Source organism: Mitsuaria sp. PDC51, assembly GCF_900113225.1.
Taxonomy (GTDB): domain Bacteria; phylum Pseudomonadota; class Gammaproteobacteria; order Burkholderiales; family Burkholderiaceae_C; genus Roseateles.
This window is the reverse complement of record NZ_FOZE01000001.1, coordinates 134,023-150,183: the sequence shown is the minus strand read 5'-3', so window position 1 is coordinate 150,183 and position 16,161 is coordinate 134,023. Positions and strand designations below refer to the sequence as shown.

The following is a 16,161-nucleotide window of genomic DNA, read 5'->3' as shown; positions in this document are numbered from 1 at the left end:
TCAGCTCTGGAAGCCGGTGACCAGCGCCTTCACGACCGGCGCGATCTTGTTGCGTGTCCCGGCCCATCGGGCCAGGCCGAAGTTCTCGTCCGCGACGTAGCTGCTGGTGGACAGCAGCGTGCCGTCCGACCGATGCAGGCTCAGCGACGCGGCGCTCAGGTTGGCGCGGTAGCCGCTGGCCATCGGCGGCACGCCCCATTCGATGGTGGCGACGTAGCGCAGCCAGACGCCGCATTGCTGCAGGCCGGTGCCGGGCTCGTAGACGCGGCTGTCGACGCCCTGCCCCTTGAGCTCCACCTGCAGCGCCGGGACCAGGTCCTCGAGCGGCGCGTTGCGGTTGAATTCGATGCACACCGCACGCACCGGCGCATCACCGTGATGCACGGTGTTGCTCGCCCGGGCCGGCGCGGCGGTCGCCAGCGCGGTCGAGGTGGCCGCGCTGGCGCCCTTCACCAGTTCCCAGGCAGGGACCGGGCTCAGCACCGCGCAGCCGCCGAGCGCCATCGCCGCGGCGTGGGCCATGACGACGGCGGCGAGCGGCCGGACGAAGGACGGGCGCATGGCGGCGGGCCTCACACCAGCTCGTCGAGCACGGCGCCGCCGCCCAGCGCGGCCATCACGCCGTAGGCGACCACGTTGCCCAGCACCTGGCCCACGGTGCCGGCGACATCGCCGACGGTGTCGGTCACCGTGTCGGCGGCGGTCTCGACCGCGTCCAGCGTGTGGTCGGCCAGCGCCTGCAGGCCCTGGGCGCTGATGGTGGCGGTGACGCCGAGCACCGGACCCAGCGTCAGGCCCGGACCGCCGCGGGACGGGCCCGACGACGCGCCGGACAAGGTGGCGCGGCTGGCCTCGGCGGAGGGACCGTCGGACGAGGTGGCGAGGCTGGCCAGGCCGGACAGGAAGGGTACGCTGCTCAAGGCGGTCTCCCGGCGGGGTTCAAGGCCGCGCGGCCAGCGCGGCCGTGTCCAGCGACAAGGTGCTCGGCACCGGCGAGGCGGGCGTCGGCGAAGCAGCCATTGAAGGAGTGGGCGCCGCGGTGGTGGCTGCAGCGTTGGCCGCGCTCGCGACGGCCGACGCGAAAGGCGATGCGACGGGCGCGGTCGCGGCCGGACCGGGGGCGGCCGCCTTGGCCTCGTTCAGCGCCTTGGAGAAATCGGCTGCGCCCGACTTGGCGCCCTTGGCCGGTCCCGAAGGCGCCGGCGCGCCGGCCCGGACGGCCGGCGACGGAGAAGCGGAGGACTTGACGTGCATGGCGAAGCGCTCTCGTTCGTTGGGGTGAACGGATTCTTCGCCGCGGCCGTCGGGCGGCATGCGCGGATGAGCGCGAGGAACTCAGCGGTCGCCGCGAGCTCGGTGAACTGCGTCACCGAGGCCAGGAACTGGGCGGCGTCGACCCCGTTCCCTCCGCTCAAGTTCGCGCGGAAGCGGCGTCGTGCGGGCGATCAACGCCCTCGGCGCGCGAGGCGCGTGCAGGCGGCCATGAAGGGGGGAAGGGAACGCGGAGGGCGGTCAGGGGCGACGCTGGAGTTCGAGCGCCTCGGTCCACTCATCCCAGCTGGACTCGCTGACCTCCAGGCCTTCCAGCGCGGGCGTGTCCTCGATGGGCCAGCCGGACGGGCTGAACGGGATGCGCCGCTGCAGCAGCAGTTCGGTCTGGCGCAGGATGTGCTGCATGACCGAACCGAGGGGGTGACCGGCGTCGCCGGTCGGGGGCGCGAATCGTTGTCGCATGGTCCTCTCCTGTCGAACCCCCACTATCGGCGGGGGCCGGCGCAAGTGCCATCCCACCATAGGGTGGACCTGGAGGGATGCAGGCAGGAGCAGGACGAAAGGCGGTGGGGGGCGGTCGAGCGGTCACGGGGGGATGCGACACGCGCGCCGACAGGCCGTCGCAGGTTCAGATCGATCATTTCGAGGTGATCGATCTGAACATCCCGGTGGCTCAGATCACCTGTCGCAGCAGCGCGTACAGCGCGATGCCGCCGGACACGACAGCGCAGGCGGTCTTCACCGAGCGATTGGCCACGAAGGCGCCGATCAGGCTGCTGACCAGGATGGCGGCGAGGAGGTAGTTGGTTTTCATGGGCCGCGATTGTGGCGGCGTGCCGGTGCCGGTCGACCCGGCGCCGCGGCGCGGATCAGACAGTCGCGCTCGCGGGCCGGTTGATCTCGACGGTCACGTGAACAAGTTCCTCATGCACGGACAGCAGGCGGCGGACCTCGTCCGGCCGTGCCTCGGGATGGTCGGTGACCAGCGACACGATGCAGGCGTACTGGGCCCGGCCCACGCGCCACACATGCAGGTCGGCGATCACCGCCGGCCATGGGGCGGCGGCGATGACCTCGCGGACCTCGTCGACGACCGGCGCGTCCATCTCGGCGTCCAGCAGCACGCGGCCGGTGTCGCGCAGCAGCCCGCGCGCCCAGACCGCCACCAGCGCCGCGCCGGCGATGCCCATCGCCGGATCCAGCCAATCGGCCCCCCAGAACCGCCCGCCCAGCAGGGCCACGATGGCCAGCACCGAGGTCGCCGCGTCGGCCAGCACATGCAGATAGGCGGCGCGCAGGTTCAGGTCGTCATGACCGTGGGGCGCCGCGTGCGCGTGCTCGTGGGTGTCTCCGTGCTCATGCCCGTGGCCGTGGCCGTGGCCGTGGCCGTGGCCGTGGCCGTGGCCGTGGCCGTGGCCATGATGATGGTGCTCGCCGCGCAGCAGCCAGGCGCAGGCGAGGTTCACGATCAGCCCGAGCGCCGCCACCGCGATGGCCTCGTCGTAATGGATCGGCGTCGGCGCGAGCAGCCGCTCGATCGACTGCCACAGCATCAGCCCCGCGACGCCGATCAGCAGCAGCGCGCTGCTGTAGCCGCCCAGCACCTCGATCTTCCAGGTCCCGAACGCGAAGCGGCCGTCCTTCGCCCAGCGCCGCGCCGCGCCATAGGCCAGCACCGAAACGCCCAGCGCCACCGCGTGCGAGCTCATGTGCCAGCCGTCGGCCAGCAGCGCCATCGAGTTGAAGAGATAACCGCCGGCGATCTCCGCGACCATCATCACGACGGTGAGCAGCACGGCCCAGCGCGTGTTGCGGGCAGCGAGCGGGTTGCCCTCGTCAAAGACATGCGTGTGCTGCCAGGCGGCGATGGAGCTCGTGGAAGGCATGGGGAAAAGCCGGTCCCGGCCGGCGTTGTCATACTCCCCCCCAGTATATGAGCCGACTGCGCGGCGTCGCTAGAATGCCGCGCCATGGCACACACGACCACCGGCCGGAAGAAGCTGCTCACCCGGATCCGCCGCATCCAGGGGCAGGCGGCGGCGCTGGAGCGCGCCGTCGAGCAGGACGCGGACTGCATGGCCGTGCTGCAGCAGATCGCCGCCATCCGCGGCGCGGTCAACGGGCTGATGGCCGAGGTGCTGGAAGGCCATGTGCGCGAGCACCTCGGCGCGCCGGGCCTGAGCGCCGAGCGGCGCGCGGCCGAGACCGACGCGGTCGCGGCGCTGCTGAAGTCCTATCTGCGCTGAGCGCCCACGGGCGCGGGGCGCGAGGGGTAGACTCCGCCGCACCTTTCAAGACAACGGGGTCTCGGGTGGATACAGAGGAGCGGCGTCCCTTGCGGGTGGTGGTGCTGGGCGGCTCGGCAGGCAGCATCGACGCGCTTGGCGCCATCCTCGGTGCGCTACCGCACGAACCGGGCTTCGCGGTGCTGGTCATCACGCACCTCGATCCCAACGAGGAATCCCATCTCGCCGAGGTCCTGCAGGAGCGCACCACCCTGCCGGTGGAGCGGCTCGAGCACCTGGCCAAGGTCGAGCACGGCCGCGTCTACGTGCTGCCCGAGAACGCCGGCGTGATCGCGCTGGACGGCCACTTCCGCCTCACCCGCCGCCAGCCGGGCCTGCACCTGCCGATCGACGGCTTCCTCGCCACCCTGGCGCAGGACCCGGACCAGGACGGCGCGGTGGTCATCCTGTCCGGCACGGGCCAGGACGGCGCGGCCGGCATCGTCGACCTGAAGGCCAGCGGCGGCTTCGCGATCGCGCAGGCGCCGGGCACCGCGGCCCATGACGGCATGCCGGTCGCGGCGATCAACACCGGCCTCGTCGACGAGGTGCTGCCGCCGGCCGACATCGCCGCCGCGCTGGTGCGGCGCTTCGGGCAGCCGCACCAGGAAGGCGGGCTCCCCGGCTTCGCCTCCGGCACGCAGGACGCCGATGCGCTGGAGACGGCGCTGTCGATCGTGCAGCAGAAGGCCGGCGTCAACCTGGGCTACGTGAAGGACGTCAACCTGCGCCGGCGCTTCCTGCGCCGCGTGCTGCTGCAGAAGGACCGCGACGTCGCCGCCTACCTGCAGCTGCTGCGCAGCGACCCCTACGAGGCCGCCGCGCTGCGCGACGACGTGCTGATCGGCGTGACGGCCTTCTTCCGCGATGCGGAGTTCGTCAACGTGCTGCGCCAGGTCGTGCTGCCCAAGCTGCTGGCGCTGCGGCATGACCCGATCCGCATCTGGGTGCCCGCCTGCTCGACCGGCGAGGAGGTGTACACCATCGCCATGCTGCTCAAGGAGGCGATGAACGCCGAGGGCATCGCGCGCCGCGTGCAGATCTTCGGCACCGACATCAACGAGGCCTCGATCGAGACGGCGCGCGCCGGCCGCTACGGCGCGGCGGCGCTGGAGAACGTGCCGCAGGCCTTCCGCGACGCCGCCTTCCTGCCCAGCGCCGGCGGCTACCTCGTGGCCAAGGACCTGCGCGAGATGTGCGTCTTCGCGCGGCACAACCTGCTGGCGCATGCGCCCTTCTCCGGCATGGGCCTGATCAGCTGCCGCAACATGCTGATCTACCTGCGCAAGGAAGCGCAGCAGCATGTCTTCGAGGTGCTGCACTACGCCTGCCGCAACGACGGCTTCATGCTGCTGGGCCGGGCCGAGGCCGCCTCGGTCGCCGATGGCTTCGAGCATGCCGGCGCGCCGCACCTGTACCGCAAGCTGCCGAACTCGCGCCGCCAGCGGCCGCTGTTCCCGATCGACGCGCTGCGCCCCTGGGTCAGCGACAGCGATGCGCCGCGCGTGCCGCAGGCGCCGCCGCCGGACCTGGTCAGCGGGGCGGCCGACCGCGTGGCGCTGGCGCGCTACGCGCCGCCCGGCTTCGTCGTGAACGAGAGCGGCGACGTCGTGCAGTTCCGCGGCGACGTGGCCGCCTTCATCGCGCCGGCCAGCGGCGAGGCGACGCTGGCGCTGCCCCGGCTGCTCGACGCCGAGCTCAACGTCCCGGTGCGCACCGCGCTGATCGAGGCCAAACGCACCGCGCAACCGGTGCGGCGCGAGCGGGTGGCGTTCCGCGATCGCCGTTATGCGCTGGAGGTGCTGCCGCTGGAGACGGGCGAGGCGCTGCAGCATTTCCTCGTCACGCTGGCGCCCGAGCCGGACGAGCCGGTCGCCGGCGTGGCCTCGGCGCTGTCGGCGCCGCCGTTCTCGCCGGGCGGCGCGCGGGCGCGCGTCGACGAGCTCGAGCGCACCGTCACGACGCTGTCCGATGAACTCGAGGCCACGCAGGCCCAGCTGCGCACGCTGGTCATCGAGTTCGAGTCGGCCAACGAGGAGCTGCGCACCGCCAACGAGGAGATGCTCAGCACCAACGAGGAGCTGCAGAGCGCCAACGAGGAATTGCAGAGCGCGAAGCAGGAACTCGAGTCGGCCAACCAGGAGCTGATCTCGCTGAACGAGGAGCTCAAGTCGCGCAACGACGAGCTGGACCAGGTCAACGACGACCTCAGCAACCTGGTCGAGGGCATCCCGCTGCCGGTGGTGCTGCTGGACCGCCAGCTGCGCCTGCGCCACGCGTCGCCGCAGGTGGCGCAGCTCTTCGGCTTCGAGCCGGCGGCCATCGGCCAGGCGATCGGCCAGCCGGTCGCGCTGGTGACCTCGCGCTTCGCGGTCGGCCAGCTGGAGCAGCTGGTGCAGGCCGCCGTGCAGGGCCTGGCGCCGGTGGAGCACGAGCATCAGGACAACGAGGGCCGCTGGTGGCTGATCAACGTGCGGGCCTACCGCACCGCGGATGAGCGCATCGACGGCGCGGTGATCGCCTTCCAGGACATCCACGAGCTCAAGTGCGCGCTGGGCTCGGCCCAGCATGCCCGCGACGACGCGGAGCGCGCCAACACCGCCAAGGACGACTTCCTGGGCATGGTGTCGCACGAGCTGCGGGCGCCGCTCAACGTGATCGCCGGCTGGGCCTCGGTGCTGAAGCAGTCGCAGGAGCGCGGCGTGCTCGCCGAGGCGACCGCCACCCGCGCGATCAGCACCATCCTCAAGCACTGCCAGGCGCAGGCGCAATTGATCGACGACCTGCTGGACGTGTCCCGCATCGCCTCGGGCCACCTGACGCTGGAGTTGCGGCCGCTGGACCTGTCGGCTTGCGTGCGCGCGGTCGTCGACGGCCTGCAGCCCACCGCCGAGGCACGCGGCCTGACGCTGAGCGGGACCGGCCTGCAGCAGCCGCACCGCATCCAGGGCGACCAGCGCCGGATGCAGCAGATCGTCTCCAACCTGGTCGGCAACGCGCTGAAGTTCACGCCGCGCGGCGGCCGCATCGGCGTGACGCTCAGCCGCATCGGTCCCACGGTCGAGCTGGCGGTCGTGGACACCGGCATCGGCGTCGCCGTCGAGTTGCTGCCGCGGCTGTTCGACCGCTTCACCCAGGCCGACATCACCCGCACCCGGGAGTACGGCGGGCTGGGCCTGGGGCTGTCCATCGTGCGCCACCTGGTGCTGGCGCACGGCGGCACGGTGACCGCGCACAGCGAGGGCGAAGGCCGCGGCACGCGGCTGACGGTGCGTTTCCCGGCGGCGGAACTGGTCTCGGACACACTCGACACGCCGCCGCGCGAAGGCGTCACCGCCGACCTGCGCGGCCTGCGCGTGCTGCTGGTCGACGACGACCCGCATGCGCTGGACGCGCTGCGGCACCTGATCGAACTGGCCGGCGCCCAGGTGCGCGCGGCCGGGTCGGTCGACGAGGCCTGGGCCGCGGTCTCGGCCGCGGCGCCGGACGCCGCGCCCCATGCGCTGGTCAGCGACGTGGCCATGCCGGGGGCGGACGGTTATTCGCTGATCCGTCGGCTGCGGGCGCATGAGCGCGAGCGCGACCGCGATGCGGCCGGCGGCCCGCCGCTCTATGCGGTCGCGCTGACCGGCCTGGCCACGCTCCAGGACCGCGATGCCGCGATCGCGGCGGGCTTCGACGACCATCTCGCCAAGCCAGTGGACGTCGACCTGCTCGTCGAGAAGCTGCTGATCGCCAAGCCGCGCTGAGCGGGCCCCGAGCTCACGCCATCACGCGGCCAGGTCGTAGCGGCGGATCAGTCCGCCGCCTGCGCGATGACCGCGGGCACGATCACGCTGCGGCGGCGGGCGCGCTTCACGTCGTACATGCGCTCGTCGGCCAGGTGCAGGGCCTGTTCGACGCTGAGCCCGGTCGGGTCCAGCGCGACAACGCCGACGCTCGCGCCGGCGTACTGCAGCGCATGGCCTTCCAGTTCGAAGCGCCCGACGCTGGCGAGCGACGCGCGCTGCTCCAGCGTGCGCGCCGCCTGGGCCGGCTCGCCACGATCGAGCAGCGGCGCCTGCGCGGACGAGGCCCCGCCCAGCGCCACGCCGGGTCCGACGACCACGAACTCGTCGCCACCGACCCGCGCCAGCATGTCCGAGCCGCGCAGCTCCAGCGACAGGCGCTGGGCCATCTCGCGCAGGAACAGGTCGCCGCGGTGATGGCCGAGCTGGTCGTTGACGGTCTTGAAGCCGTCCAGGTCGATGCAGCCCAGCAGCACGCAGGTGCCGTCGCGCGCGGCTCGCTGCAGCTGGCGCTGCAGCTCGTCGAACAGCGCGCGGCGGTTCGGCAGGCCGGTCAGCGCGTCGGTCAGCGCGTAGGTCGCCAGCTGCTCGTTGGCGGCGCGCAGGTCCGCCACCAGCCGCTCGCGCTGCAGGAATTGCCCCACCAGCGAGGAGAACAGCCGCAGCAGCGACTCCGCCTCCGGTGCGATCGGCCGGCGCTGCGCGCTGGCCGCGCACAGCGTGCCCATCAGCGCGCCGCCGTCGTCGCGCACCGGCGCGCTGACATAGGTCTGGATGCCCAGCTGTCGCGCCGCGTCGGAGTCCCCCCAGCAGTCCGCCACGTCGCTGGTGGCCATGCGGCCGGCGTCCAGCGCGCGCTTGCACAGGGTGTCGGACCAGGCCACCGTCAGCCCCTCGGGGATGGTCATCGCGCCGGTGTTGCGCGCGATCAGCACGTGCTGCTCGCCGGCGCGCAGGTCGATGGTCGTCAGGTAGGTCGATTCGAGTCCGGTGATCGAGCCCAGCATCTCCAGCAGCGGGCGGGTGAGCTGGTCCAGGTTCCGGGCGACCGGCACGGTCGAGGTCAGGCGGGCGAGCAGGGCATCCAAGATCGGCATCGAAGGTCGGGACTGAAGCCGCCGATGTTGTCACAACTGCGCCGCGTCACCGGACGCCGTCCGTCATGGCGTTGGCGCCGTCCGCCGGATGCGGCCGAGGACATCGCCGTCCCGGCGCGGCGGGCTACGCCCCTGCATGTGCGCCGAGCGCGCCCGCCGGGCCTGGGGCGTCGGGGTCCGCATGCGCGCCGGGCGTGTGAATTGCCGCGAACGCTTCATCGAAGGCACAGGGAGAACCCCCATGCAACGCGACGGACAGTACCGCGGCGTCTCGTACCGGGTCGAATCGACGCCCACGCCCGGCGGCGCCTACCTTGGCCGCTACCAGCTGCTGGATACCGGGCGACGGCGCCATGACGCGACCGATCATGAATTCCTCGGCGGCGGACCGGCCGCCAACGACGCGTTCGGTGAGGAGCTGGAAGCACCGCCGGCACGGCGCGCGGCGATGGACGCCGCTCCGGCGCGCGAGGCAGCGGCGTCCGGCGGGGCCGCGCTCGGAGCCGGCCCGGCGACCGGCGCCGAGGACGTCGTCCACCCCTCGCTCGACGCCGTCTGGGCGACGGAGAACGAAGCCCTCAGCTACGCCACCGAAGCGGCCTGCCACGCCATCGAGATCATGCAACTCGGCCGCCCGCAGGCCCAGGGTCGCGGCAGCGGCTCGAGCTGGCGCCGCACCGACACGCTGGGGCAATGAGCGCCGGATGAAAAACGGCGCCGGCCGCGATGCGGTCCGGCGCCGGAGCGCGGGCGGGGCCGCCGCCGGCCTCAGGACGGCTGGCGCGCCGGGTCCAGGCCGCCGCCCAGCACCTTGTAGAGCTGCACCTGGTTCTGCAGCTGCGCCAGGCGCACCTGCAGCGCCGCCTGCTGCGCCGCGAAGCTGGCGCGCTGCGCGTCCAGCAGGTCCAGGCTGGACGCCGCGCCGTTGCGGTAGCTCAGGTCCACCAGCTCGAGGCGGGTCGCCTCCGCCGCGGCCTGCGCGTCCTGGGCGCGGAGCTGCTCGTCCAGCGTCGCGCGGCCCGCCAGCGCGTCGGCCACTTCCTTGAAGGCCGTCTGCACGGTCTTCTCGTACTGGGCGACCGCGATCTCGCGATTGGCCCTGGCCGCCGCGACGTTGTTCTTCACCCGTCCCGCGTCGAAGATCGGCATCAGCGCCGAGCCCGCGATGCTCCACGCGCTCTGGCTGAACAGGTCCTTCAGCGCGCTGCTGGCCGTGCCCACGCTGCTGGTCAGCGTGATGCTCGGGAAGTAGGCCGCGCGGGCGACGCCGATGTTGGCCTCGGCCGCCACCAGCTGCTGCTCGGCCTGGCGCACGTCGGGCCGGCCCACCAGCACCTGCGAGGGCACGCCCGCCAGCAGCGCGCCCATGGTCTGGTCGCTCAGCGGGCGCGCTTGCGGCAGCGCGTCCGGCAGGGTCTGCCCCACCAGCAGCGTCAGCGCGTTCAGGTCCTGCTGGCGCGTGCGCTCGGCCTGCGCGAGGGTGGCCCGCGCCGATTCATAGGATGACCTGGCAGTGCTCAGGTCCAGGTTGGACGCGGCGCCGTTGTCGAACTTCAGCTGCATCAGCTTGAGGCTGTCCTCGCGCGTGGCCAGCGTCTGGCGCGTGAGCGCCAGCAGTTCCTCGTCGGCCTGCACCGCCAGGTAGGCCTGGGCCACGCCCGCGACCAGGCTGATCCGCGCCGAGCGCGCCGCCTCGTCCGTCGCCAGGTACTGGGCGAAGGCCGCGGCGCTCTGGTTCTTGACCCGGCTGAACAGGTCGAGCTCGTAGGACGTGACCTGCAGCCCCGCCTGGTAGACGCTGACGATCTGGCTGTCGCCGCTGGACGTGGTCTGCGGACCGCGCTGCGCCGACAGTCCGAGGTTGACCGTCGGCCAGCGGTTGGCCGCCGTGACGTTGGCCTGCGCCCGCGCCACGTCGACATTCAGCAGCGCCACGCGCAGATCGCGGTTGTTCTTCAGCGCGAGGTCGATCAGCTGCTTGAGCCGCTCGTCGCGGAAGAACTGCTGCCATTGCAGCTCGGTGGCGGCCTTGGCGTCGGCCGCCTCGGCGCCCGGGCCCTGGGGCCACTGCGGCGCCACCGGCGCCTCGGGGCGCTGGTGCTCGGGCGCCAGGTTCACGCAGCCCGCCAGCAGCGCCACCGTGGCGGCGGCCGCGGCCATCACTGAGAGTTTTCTTTTCATCATCGTCAGACTCCGTCCGCGTTCTTCGCGGCGTGGGCGGCCCGGGTCGCGTCAGGGCCGTCGAGCTCATGCGAGTACAGCTTCTGCTGGCGCTCGCTGCCCTTGAAGAAGCGGCGCACCACCAGGAAGAACACCGGCACGAACACCACCGCCAGCACCGTCGCGGTCACCATGCCCGACAGCACGCCGGTGCCGATCGCCCGCTGGCTCGCCGAGCCCGCGCCCGAGGCGAAGAACAGCGGCGTCACGCCCAGGATGAAGGCCATCGAGGTCATGATGATCGGGCGGAAGCGCAGGTGCGCCGCCTCCAGCACCGACTCCACCAGCCCCTTGCCCTGCGCCTGCAGGTCCTTGGCGAACTCGATGATCAGGATCGCGTTCTTCGCCGACAGGCCGATGATGGTGATCAGGCCGACCTTGAAGTACACGTCGTTGGGCATGCCGCGCAGCGTCGCGCCGAGCAGCGCGCCCAGCAGGCCCAGCGGCACCACCAGCATCACCGACAGCGGGATGGACCAGCTCTCGTAGAGCGCGGCCAGGCACAGGAACACCGCCAGCAGCGAGAACGCCAGCAGGATGCCGGCCTGCGAGCCGGAGAGCTGCTCCTCGCGCGACAGGCCGGTCCACTCGTAGCCGATGCCCGGCGGGAGCTGGCGGATCATCGACTCGAGTTCCTTCATCGCCTGGCCCGTCGAGGCGCCGGCCGCCGCGTCGCCGGCCAGGCGCATCGCCGGATAGCCGTTGTAGCGGGTGGCCTGCATCTGGCCGGTGATCCAGCGGCTGGAGGCGAAGGCCGACAGCGGCACGTTGGCGCCCTGCGCGTTGGTCACGTTGATGGCCAGCACGTCCTCCGGCGTCATGCGCTTGGGCGCGTCGGCCTGCACCACCACGCGCTGCATGCGGCCGGTGCTGGGGAAGTCGTTGACATAGGTCGAGCCCAGCTGGATGCCCAGCGTGCGCGCGATCGTGTCGTAGCCGACGCCCAGCGCCTGCGCCTTGTCGCGGTCGATGTCGACCTGCAGCTGCGGCGCGTCCTCCAGGCCGTCGGGCCGCATGCCGGTGATGATCTTGCTCTTCTGCGCCATGCCCATCAGCTGGTTGCGCGCGTTGAGCAGGGCCTCGTGGCCGAGGCCGCCGCGGTCCTGCAGGCGCAGCGCGAAGCCGGTGGCGGTGCCCAGTTCCGGGATCGGGGGCGGCGAGAGCGGGAAGATGAACGCGTCGCGCACGCCCACCATCATCGCGCCCATCACGCGGCCGGCCAGCGCCTGCGCGCTGTGGTCCTTGCCCTTGCGCTCCTCCCACGGCTTGAGCGGCACGAACACCAGCGCGGCGTTCTGGCCCTGGCCGGAGAAGGAGAAGCCGATCACGCCGATGGTGTCGGCCACTTCCGGCTGCTTGTGCAGGAAGTTCTCGACGGCGGCGACGGCGGCCTCGGTCCGGTTGGAGGTCGCGCCCGGCGGCAGCTGCACGTTGACGATCAGGTAGCCCTGGTCCTCGTTCGGCAGGAAGGAGGTGGGCATGCGGATGTACAGCCAGCCCACCACCGCGACGACCGCGGCGAAGGCCACCATCATCGTGCCGCTGCGCTTGAGCAGCCTGGCCACCCAGCCCTCGTAGCCCTTGGCGGTGCGCGAGAAGCCACGGTTGAACCAGCCGAAGAAGCCGCGCTTCTCGTGGTGGTGGCCCGCCTCGACCGGCTTGAGCAGCGTCGCGCACAGCGCCGGCGTCAGCGACAGCGCCATCAGCGCCGACAGCGCCATCGAGGCCACCATCGCCAGCGAGAACTGGCGGTAGATGTTGCCCACCGAGCCGGCGAAGAACGCCATCGGCACGAACACCGCGATCAGCACCGTGGTGATGCCGATGATGGCGCCGGAGATCTGGCCCATCGCCTTCTTGGTCGCCTCGCGCGGGCTCAGGCCCTCCTCGCTCATGATGCGTTCGACGTTCTCGACGACGACGATCGCGTCGTCGACCAGGATGCCGATCGCCAGCACCATGCCGAACAGCGTCAGCACGTTGATCGAGAAGCCCAGCGCCAGCATCACGCCGAAGGTGCCCAGCAGCGCCACCGGCACCACCAGCGTCGGGATCAGCGTGTAGCGCCAGTCCTGCAGGAACAGGTACATCACCAGGAACACCAGGATGATGGCTTCCACCAGCGTCTCGACGACCTGCGAGATCGAGATCTTCACGAACTTCGACGAGTCGTACGGGACGGTGTAGACGACGCCCGCGGGGAAGTACTTCTTCAGCTCCTCCATCCGCTGCTTGATCGCGGTGGCGGTGCCCAGCGCGTTGCCGGTGGGCGAGAGCTGCACGCCGATGCCGGTGGAGGGCTGGCCGTTCAGGCGGGTGTAGGTGGCGTAGCTCTGGCCGCCCAGCTCGATGCGGGCGACGTCCTTGAGCAGCACCTTGGAGCCGTCGGTGTTGGCGCGCAGGACGATCTTCTCGAACTGCGCCTTGTCCTCGAGCTGGCCCTTGACCACGATGGTGGCCGACATCGTCTGGCTGCTCGTGTTCGGGCGGTCGCCCAGCACGCCGGCCGGCACCAGCGCGTTCTGCGCGGAGACGGCGGCGCTGACCTCGGCCGGGCTGAGGTTGTAGGACTGCATCTTGGCCGGGTCCAGCCAGATGCGCATCGCGCGCTCGGAGCCGAACAGCTGCGCCTGGCCCACGCCGGGGATGCGCTGGATCTCGGGGACGATGTTGCGGGCGGCGTAGTCGCCCAGCGCGATCGGGTCCATCGAGCCGTCCTGGGACGCCATGGTCACGAACAGCAGGAAGTTGGAGCGCGACTTGTCCACGCGCACGCCCTGCTGGGTGACCGCTGCCGGCAGGCGCGGCGTGGCGCGCGAGAGGCGGTTCTGGATCTCGACCTGCGCCAGGTCGATGTTGGTGCCGGACTCGAAGGTCACCGTGATCGAGCCGGTGCCGTTGGCCTGGCTGATCGATTCCATGTAGGCCAGGCCGGGCGCGCCGTTGAGCTCCTGCTCGATGACGGAGACCACCGCCTCGTCCAGCGTCTTGGCCGACGCGCCGGGGTAGGCCACGGAGATCACCAGCGAGGGCGGCGCCACGGTCGGGTACTGCGCCACCGGCAGCTGGGTGATCGCCACCCCGCCGAAGACCAGGATGAACAGGGCGATCACCCACGCGAAGATGGGGCGATCAATGAAGAAACGTGCCATGTCTTGGATCCTTCCTGAGCGTCAGGCGCTCAGCGGCTCGCCGCGCCGGAGGCGGCGGGCGCCGCGCCGGAGGCCGCTCCGGACGCCGCGCTGGCCGGGTTGAACGGCACCGGATTCACCGGCGCCCCCGGCACGAACATCTTCTGGAAGCCGTCGGCGATGACCTTCTCACCGGGCTTGAGGCCGTCCAGCACCACCCACTGGTTGCCGATCGCGTTGCCGATCTTGACCTTGCGCGGGGCGGGCTTGTTGTCGGGGCCGACCACCAGCACCGTGTCGCCGGTGGAGCCGCGCGTCACCGCCTGCTGCGGCAGCAGCACCGCCGAGGGCAGCTCCGCCTGCGCGACGCGCACCCGCACGTACTGGCCGGGCAGCAGCAGGCCGTCGGGGTTGGGCACCTCGGCGCGCAGCGTCACCTGGCCGGAGGTCGGATCGACGCTCAGGTCGGTGAACAGCAGCTTGCCGGTGCGCGGGTAGACGGTGCCGTCGTCGCCGACAACCTCGACCTGCGCCGCATTCGCGCCCGCGCTGCGCAACTGGCCCGCGGCCAGCGCGCGGCGCATCGCCTGCACCTCGTTGGCCGACTGCGTGAAGTTGACGTAGACGCTGCTGACCTGCTGGATCAGCGCGAGCTGCGTCGCGTCGGACGCGCCGACCAGCGCGCCCTCGGTCACCAGCGCGCGGCCGATGCGGCCCGAGATCGGCGCGTACACGTGGGCGTAGTCCAGGCTCAGCTTGGCCTGCACGACGGCGGCCTTGGCGGCGGCCACGTCGGCCGCGGCGGCCTTGGCGGTCGCCACCGAGGTGATGTATTCCTGCTGGCTGATCGCCTTCGCGTCGGCCAGCGGCTTGTTGCGCGCGGCCTGCGCGGCGGCCTGCGCCTCGTTGGCCTGCGCCTTGGCGAGGTTGGCATTGGCGCTGTCGAACTGCGCCTGGTAGGGCGCCGGGTCGATCAGGAACAGCGCCTGGCCGGCCTTGACCTCCGAGCCTTCGGTGAAGAGCCGCTTGAGCACCACGCCGTTGACGCGCGCCCGGACCTGCGCGGTGCGCAGCGCCTCGACCCGGCCCGGCAGCTCGGTCTGCAGCGCGACCGCCTGCTGGCCCACCGTGACCACGCCGACATTGGCCGGCGGCATCCCGCCGCCGCCCGGCCCGCCCTTGCCGGCCGCCGCCTCGTCCTTGCCGCAGGCGGTCAGCACCGCCGCGATCGAGATCACCAGCGGCAGCAGGTAGAGCATGCGCGCGCCGGCCTTCAGGCTCGGGCGCTCCGACCCCGGCGTTGCTTTTGTCAGAGGGGTAGACATCACGATGGGATTCCTCTCGCAGTACAGATCAGTTCTTCGGATGAGCGGCCCGGCGCGACGTCGCCAGGCGGGAGATCGGCGGCCGCTTCCGGCAAGCCCGGGCCCTCCCCGCCACGACGCCTGGCGCCGTCACGGTTCGACCCAAAGTCGCGCAGTATATACATACATTCATGCATGTATGTTTCTGGAACGTGCTTCTACAATCGCGCCCCATGGCCCGCCGAACCAAACAAGAAGCCCAGGAAACCCGCGCCCGCCTGCTGGACGCCGCGGAGCAGCTGTTCCATGAACGCGGCGTCTCGCGCACCTCGCTGCAGGACATCGCGCAGGCCGCCGGCGTGACGCGTGGCGCCGTCTACTGGCACTTCGAGGACAAGGTCCAACTCTTCAACGCCATGATGGAACGCGCCACCATGCCGCTGGAGGAGGACTTCGAAGCCTCGGTCTCGCCCGGTCCGGACCGGCCATTGGACGACTTGCGGCTGCGCCTGATGAACGTCATGCACTGCGCAGCGTTCAACGCTCGCACACGCCGCGCCTTCGAGATCGCCAACACGCGGGTCGAGTTCGTCGGCGAAATGGCCACGGTGCGCGAGCGCAAGGTCGCCGCGCACCGCGAATGGACCGGCCACAACCGCGAGGCCTTCGAGCGCGCCAAGGCGCTGGGCCAGTTGCCGGCGGAGGTGGACTCGCAGCAGGCGGCGATCGGCCTGATGGCGCTGGTGGGCGGGCTGCTGCACCACTGGATGCTGGATCCGGAGGCCTTCGACCTGATCGAGGTCGGGCAGGCGCGGCTGGAGCATTACCTCTCCTCGTTGACGGTGGCGGTGCCGAACCGCTTCGCGCCGCTGACCGCCGCCGAGCGCGGCGCGCTGGGGCGCCAGCCGGTGTGCTCGGCCAATCGGGCGGAAGACGACCGCGGCGACGACGGCGACGACGGCGACGACCACTGAACGTCGCCGGACGCGGCGTCCATCGTCGCGATTAACCGTTAATCCGGTGGAAAGCCCTGCATTTGTGCAGGGTCCCCTCAGGGAAACCCC

General features: G+C 71.6%; 14 protein-coding genes. 5 read left to right on the top strand and 9 right to left on the bottom strand.

Translation table 11 applies throughout. The features are described 5' to 3' along the window. The gene (locus BM393_RS00660) at nt 1–561 is read right to left on the bottom strand and encodes a hypothetical protein (RefSeq protein WP_091720107.1); all 561 of its coding nucleotides are present in this window, start codon (nt 559–561) and stop codon (nt 1–3) included. 11 nt (nt 562–572) lie between these two features. Continuing rightward, the gene (locus BM393_RS25540) at nt 573–920 is read right to left on the bottom strand and encodes a hypothetical protein (protein ID WP_091720105.1); all 348 of its coding nucleotides are present in this window, start codon (nt 918–920) and stop codon (nt 573–575) included. 44 nt (nt 921–964) lie between these two features. On the opposite strand from BM393_RS25540, the gene BM393_RS25535 reads away from it, so the two are divergent. Continuing rightward, entirely contained in the window at nt 965–1,282 is a 318-nt protein-coding gene (locus BM393_RS25535; protein WP_175538136.1) for a hypothetical protein, read from the top strand. A 230-nt stretch (nt 1,283–1,512) separates the two neighbouring features. Here BM393_RS25535 and BM393_RS25000 read toward each other — a convergent pair whose 3' ends face one another. The 3 genes from BM393_RS25000 to dmeF all read right to left on the bottom strand — a co-directional run bounded on the left by BM393_RS25000 (nt 1,513) and on the right by dmeF (nt 3,158). Next, complete coding sequence (locus tag BM393_RS25000; protein ID WP_141225181.1) at nt 1,513–1,734, bottom strand: hypothetical protein; 222 nt, start codon at nt 1,732–1,734, stop codon at nt 1,513–1,515. 211 nt (nt 1,735–1,945) lie between these two features. After that, complete coding sequence (locus BM393_RS25530) at nt 1,946–2,086, bottom strand: hypothetical protein (RefSeq protein ID WP_158238683.1); 141 nt, start codon at nt 2,084–2,086, stop codon at nt 1,946–1,948. 55 nt (nt 2,087–2,141) lie between these two features. Continuing rightward, nucleotides 2,142–3,158, bottom strand: coding sequence for a CDF family Co(II)/Ni(II) efflux transporter DmeF (gene dmeF, locus BM393_RS00645; RefSeq protein WP_091720096.1), 1,017 nt, complete (start codon nt 3,156–3,158; stop codon nt 2,142–2,144). Nucleotides 3,159–3,242: 84 nt separating this feature from the next. Here dmeF and BM393_RS00640 point away from each other — a divergent pair, with 84 nt between their 5' ends. Both BM393_RS00640 and BM393_RS00635 read left to right on the top strand, forming a co-directional pair. Continuing rightward, nucleotides 3,243–3,518 (top strand): metal/formaldehyde-sensitive transcriptional repressor, encoded by a 276-nt coding sequence (locus tag BM393_RS00640; protein WP_091720091.1) that lies wholly within the window; start codon nt 3,243–3,245, stop codon nt 3,516–3,518. A 95-nt stretch (nt 3,519–3,613) separates the two neighbouring features. Further along, nucleotides 3,614–7,306, top strand: coding sequence for a CheR family methyltransferase (locus tag BM393_RS00635; RefSeq protein ID WP_254783361.1), 3,693 nt, complete (start codon nt 3,614–3,616; stop codon nt 7,304–7,306). A gap of 47 nt (nt 7,307–7,353) precedes the next feature. Here BM393_RS00635 and BM393_RS00630 read toward each other — a convergent pair whose 3' ends face one another. Beyond that, nucleotides 7,354–8,433, bottom strand: a complete 1,080-nt coding sequence (locus BM393_RS00630) for a sensor domain-containing diguanylate cyclase (protein ID WP_091724889.1) — start codon at nt 8,431–8,433, stop codon at nt 7,354–7,356. Nucleotides 8,434–8,683: 250 nt separating this feature from the next. Here BM393_RS00630 and BM393_RS25525 point away from each other — a divergent pair, with 250 nt between their 5' ends. Then, a complete protein-coding gene (locus tag BM393_RS25525) occupies nt 8,684–9,139 on the top strand; it encodes a hypothetical protein (RefSeq protein ID WP_091720085.1) in 456 nt (151 codons plus the stop codon). A gap of 71 nt (nt 9,140–9,210) precedes the next feature. Here the strand turns inward: BM393_RS25525 and BM393_RS00620 are convergent, their stop codons facing one another. The 3 genes from BM393_RS00620 to BM393_RS00610 are packed head-to-tail and all read right to left on the bottom strand — an operon-like array spanning nt 9,211 to nt 15,052. After that, nucleotides 9,211–10,602, bottom strand: a complete 1,392-nt coding sequence (locus tag BM393_RS00620) for an efflux transporter outer membrane subunit (protein ID WP_254783154.1) — start codon at nt 10,600–10,602, stop codon at nt 9,211–9,213. 26 nt (nt 10,603–10,628) lie between these two features. Next, complete coding sequence (locus tag BM393_RS00615; RefSeq protein ID WP_091720076.1) at nt 10,629–13,814, bottom strand: efflux RND transporter permease subunit; 3,186 nt, start codon at nt 13,812–13,814, stop codon at nt 10,629–10,631. Between the two features lie 29 nt (nt 13,815–13,843). Then, nucleotides 13,844–15,052 (bottom strand): efflux RND transporter periplasmic adaptor subunit, encoded by a 1,209-nt coding sequence (locus BM393_RS00610; RefSeq protein ID WP_254783359.1) that lies wholly within the window; start codon nt 15,050–15,052, stop codon nt 13,844–13,846. Between the two features lie 278 nt (nt 15,053–15,330). Here BM393_RS00610 and BM393_RS00605 point away from each other — a divergent pair, with 278 nt between their 5' ends. Continuing rightward, the gene (locus BM393_RS00605; RefSeq protein WP_091720067.1) at nt 15,331–16,071 is read left to right on the top strand and encodes a TetR family transcriptional regulator; all 741 of its coding nucleotides are present in this window, start codon (nt 15,331–15,333) and stop codon (nt 16,069–16,071) included. Nucleotides 16,072–16,161 lie beyond the last annotated feature (90 nt).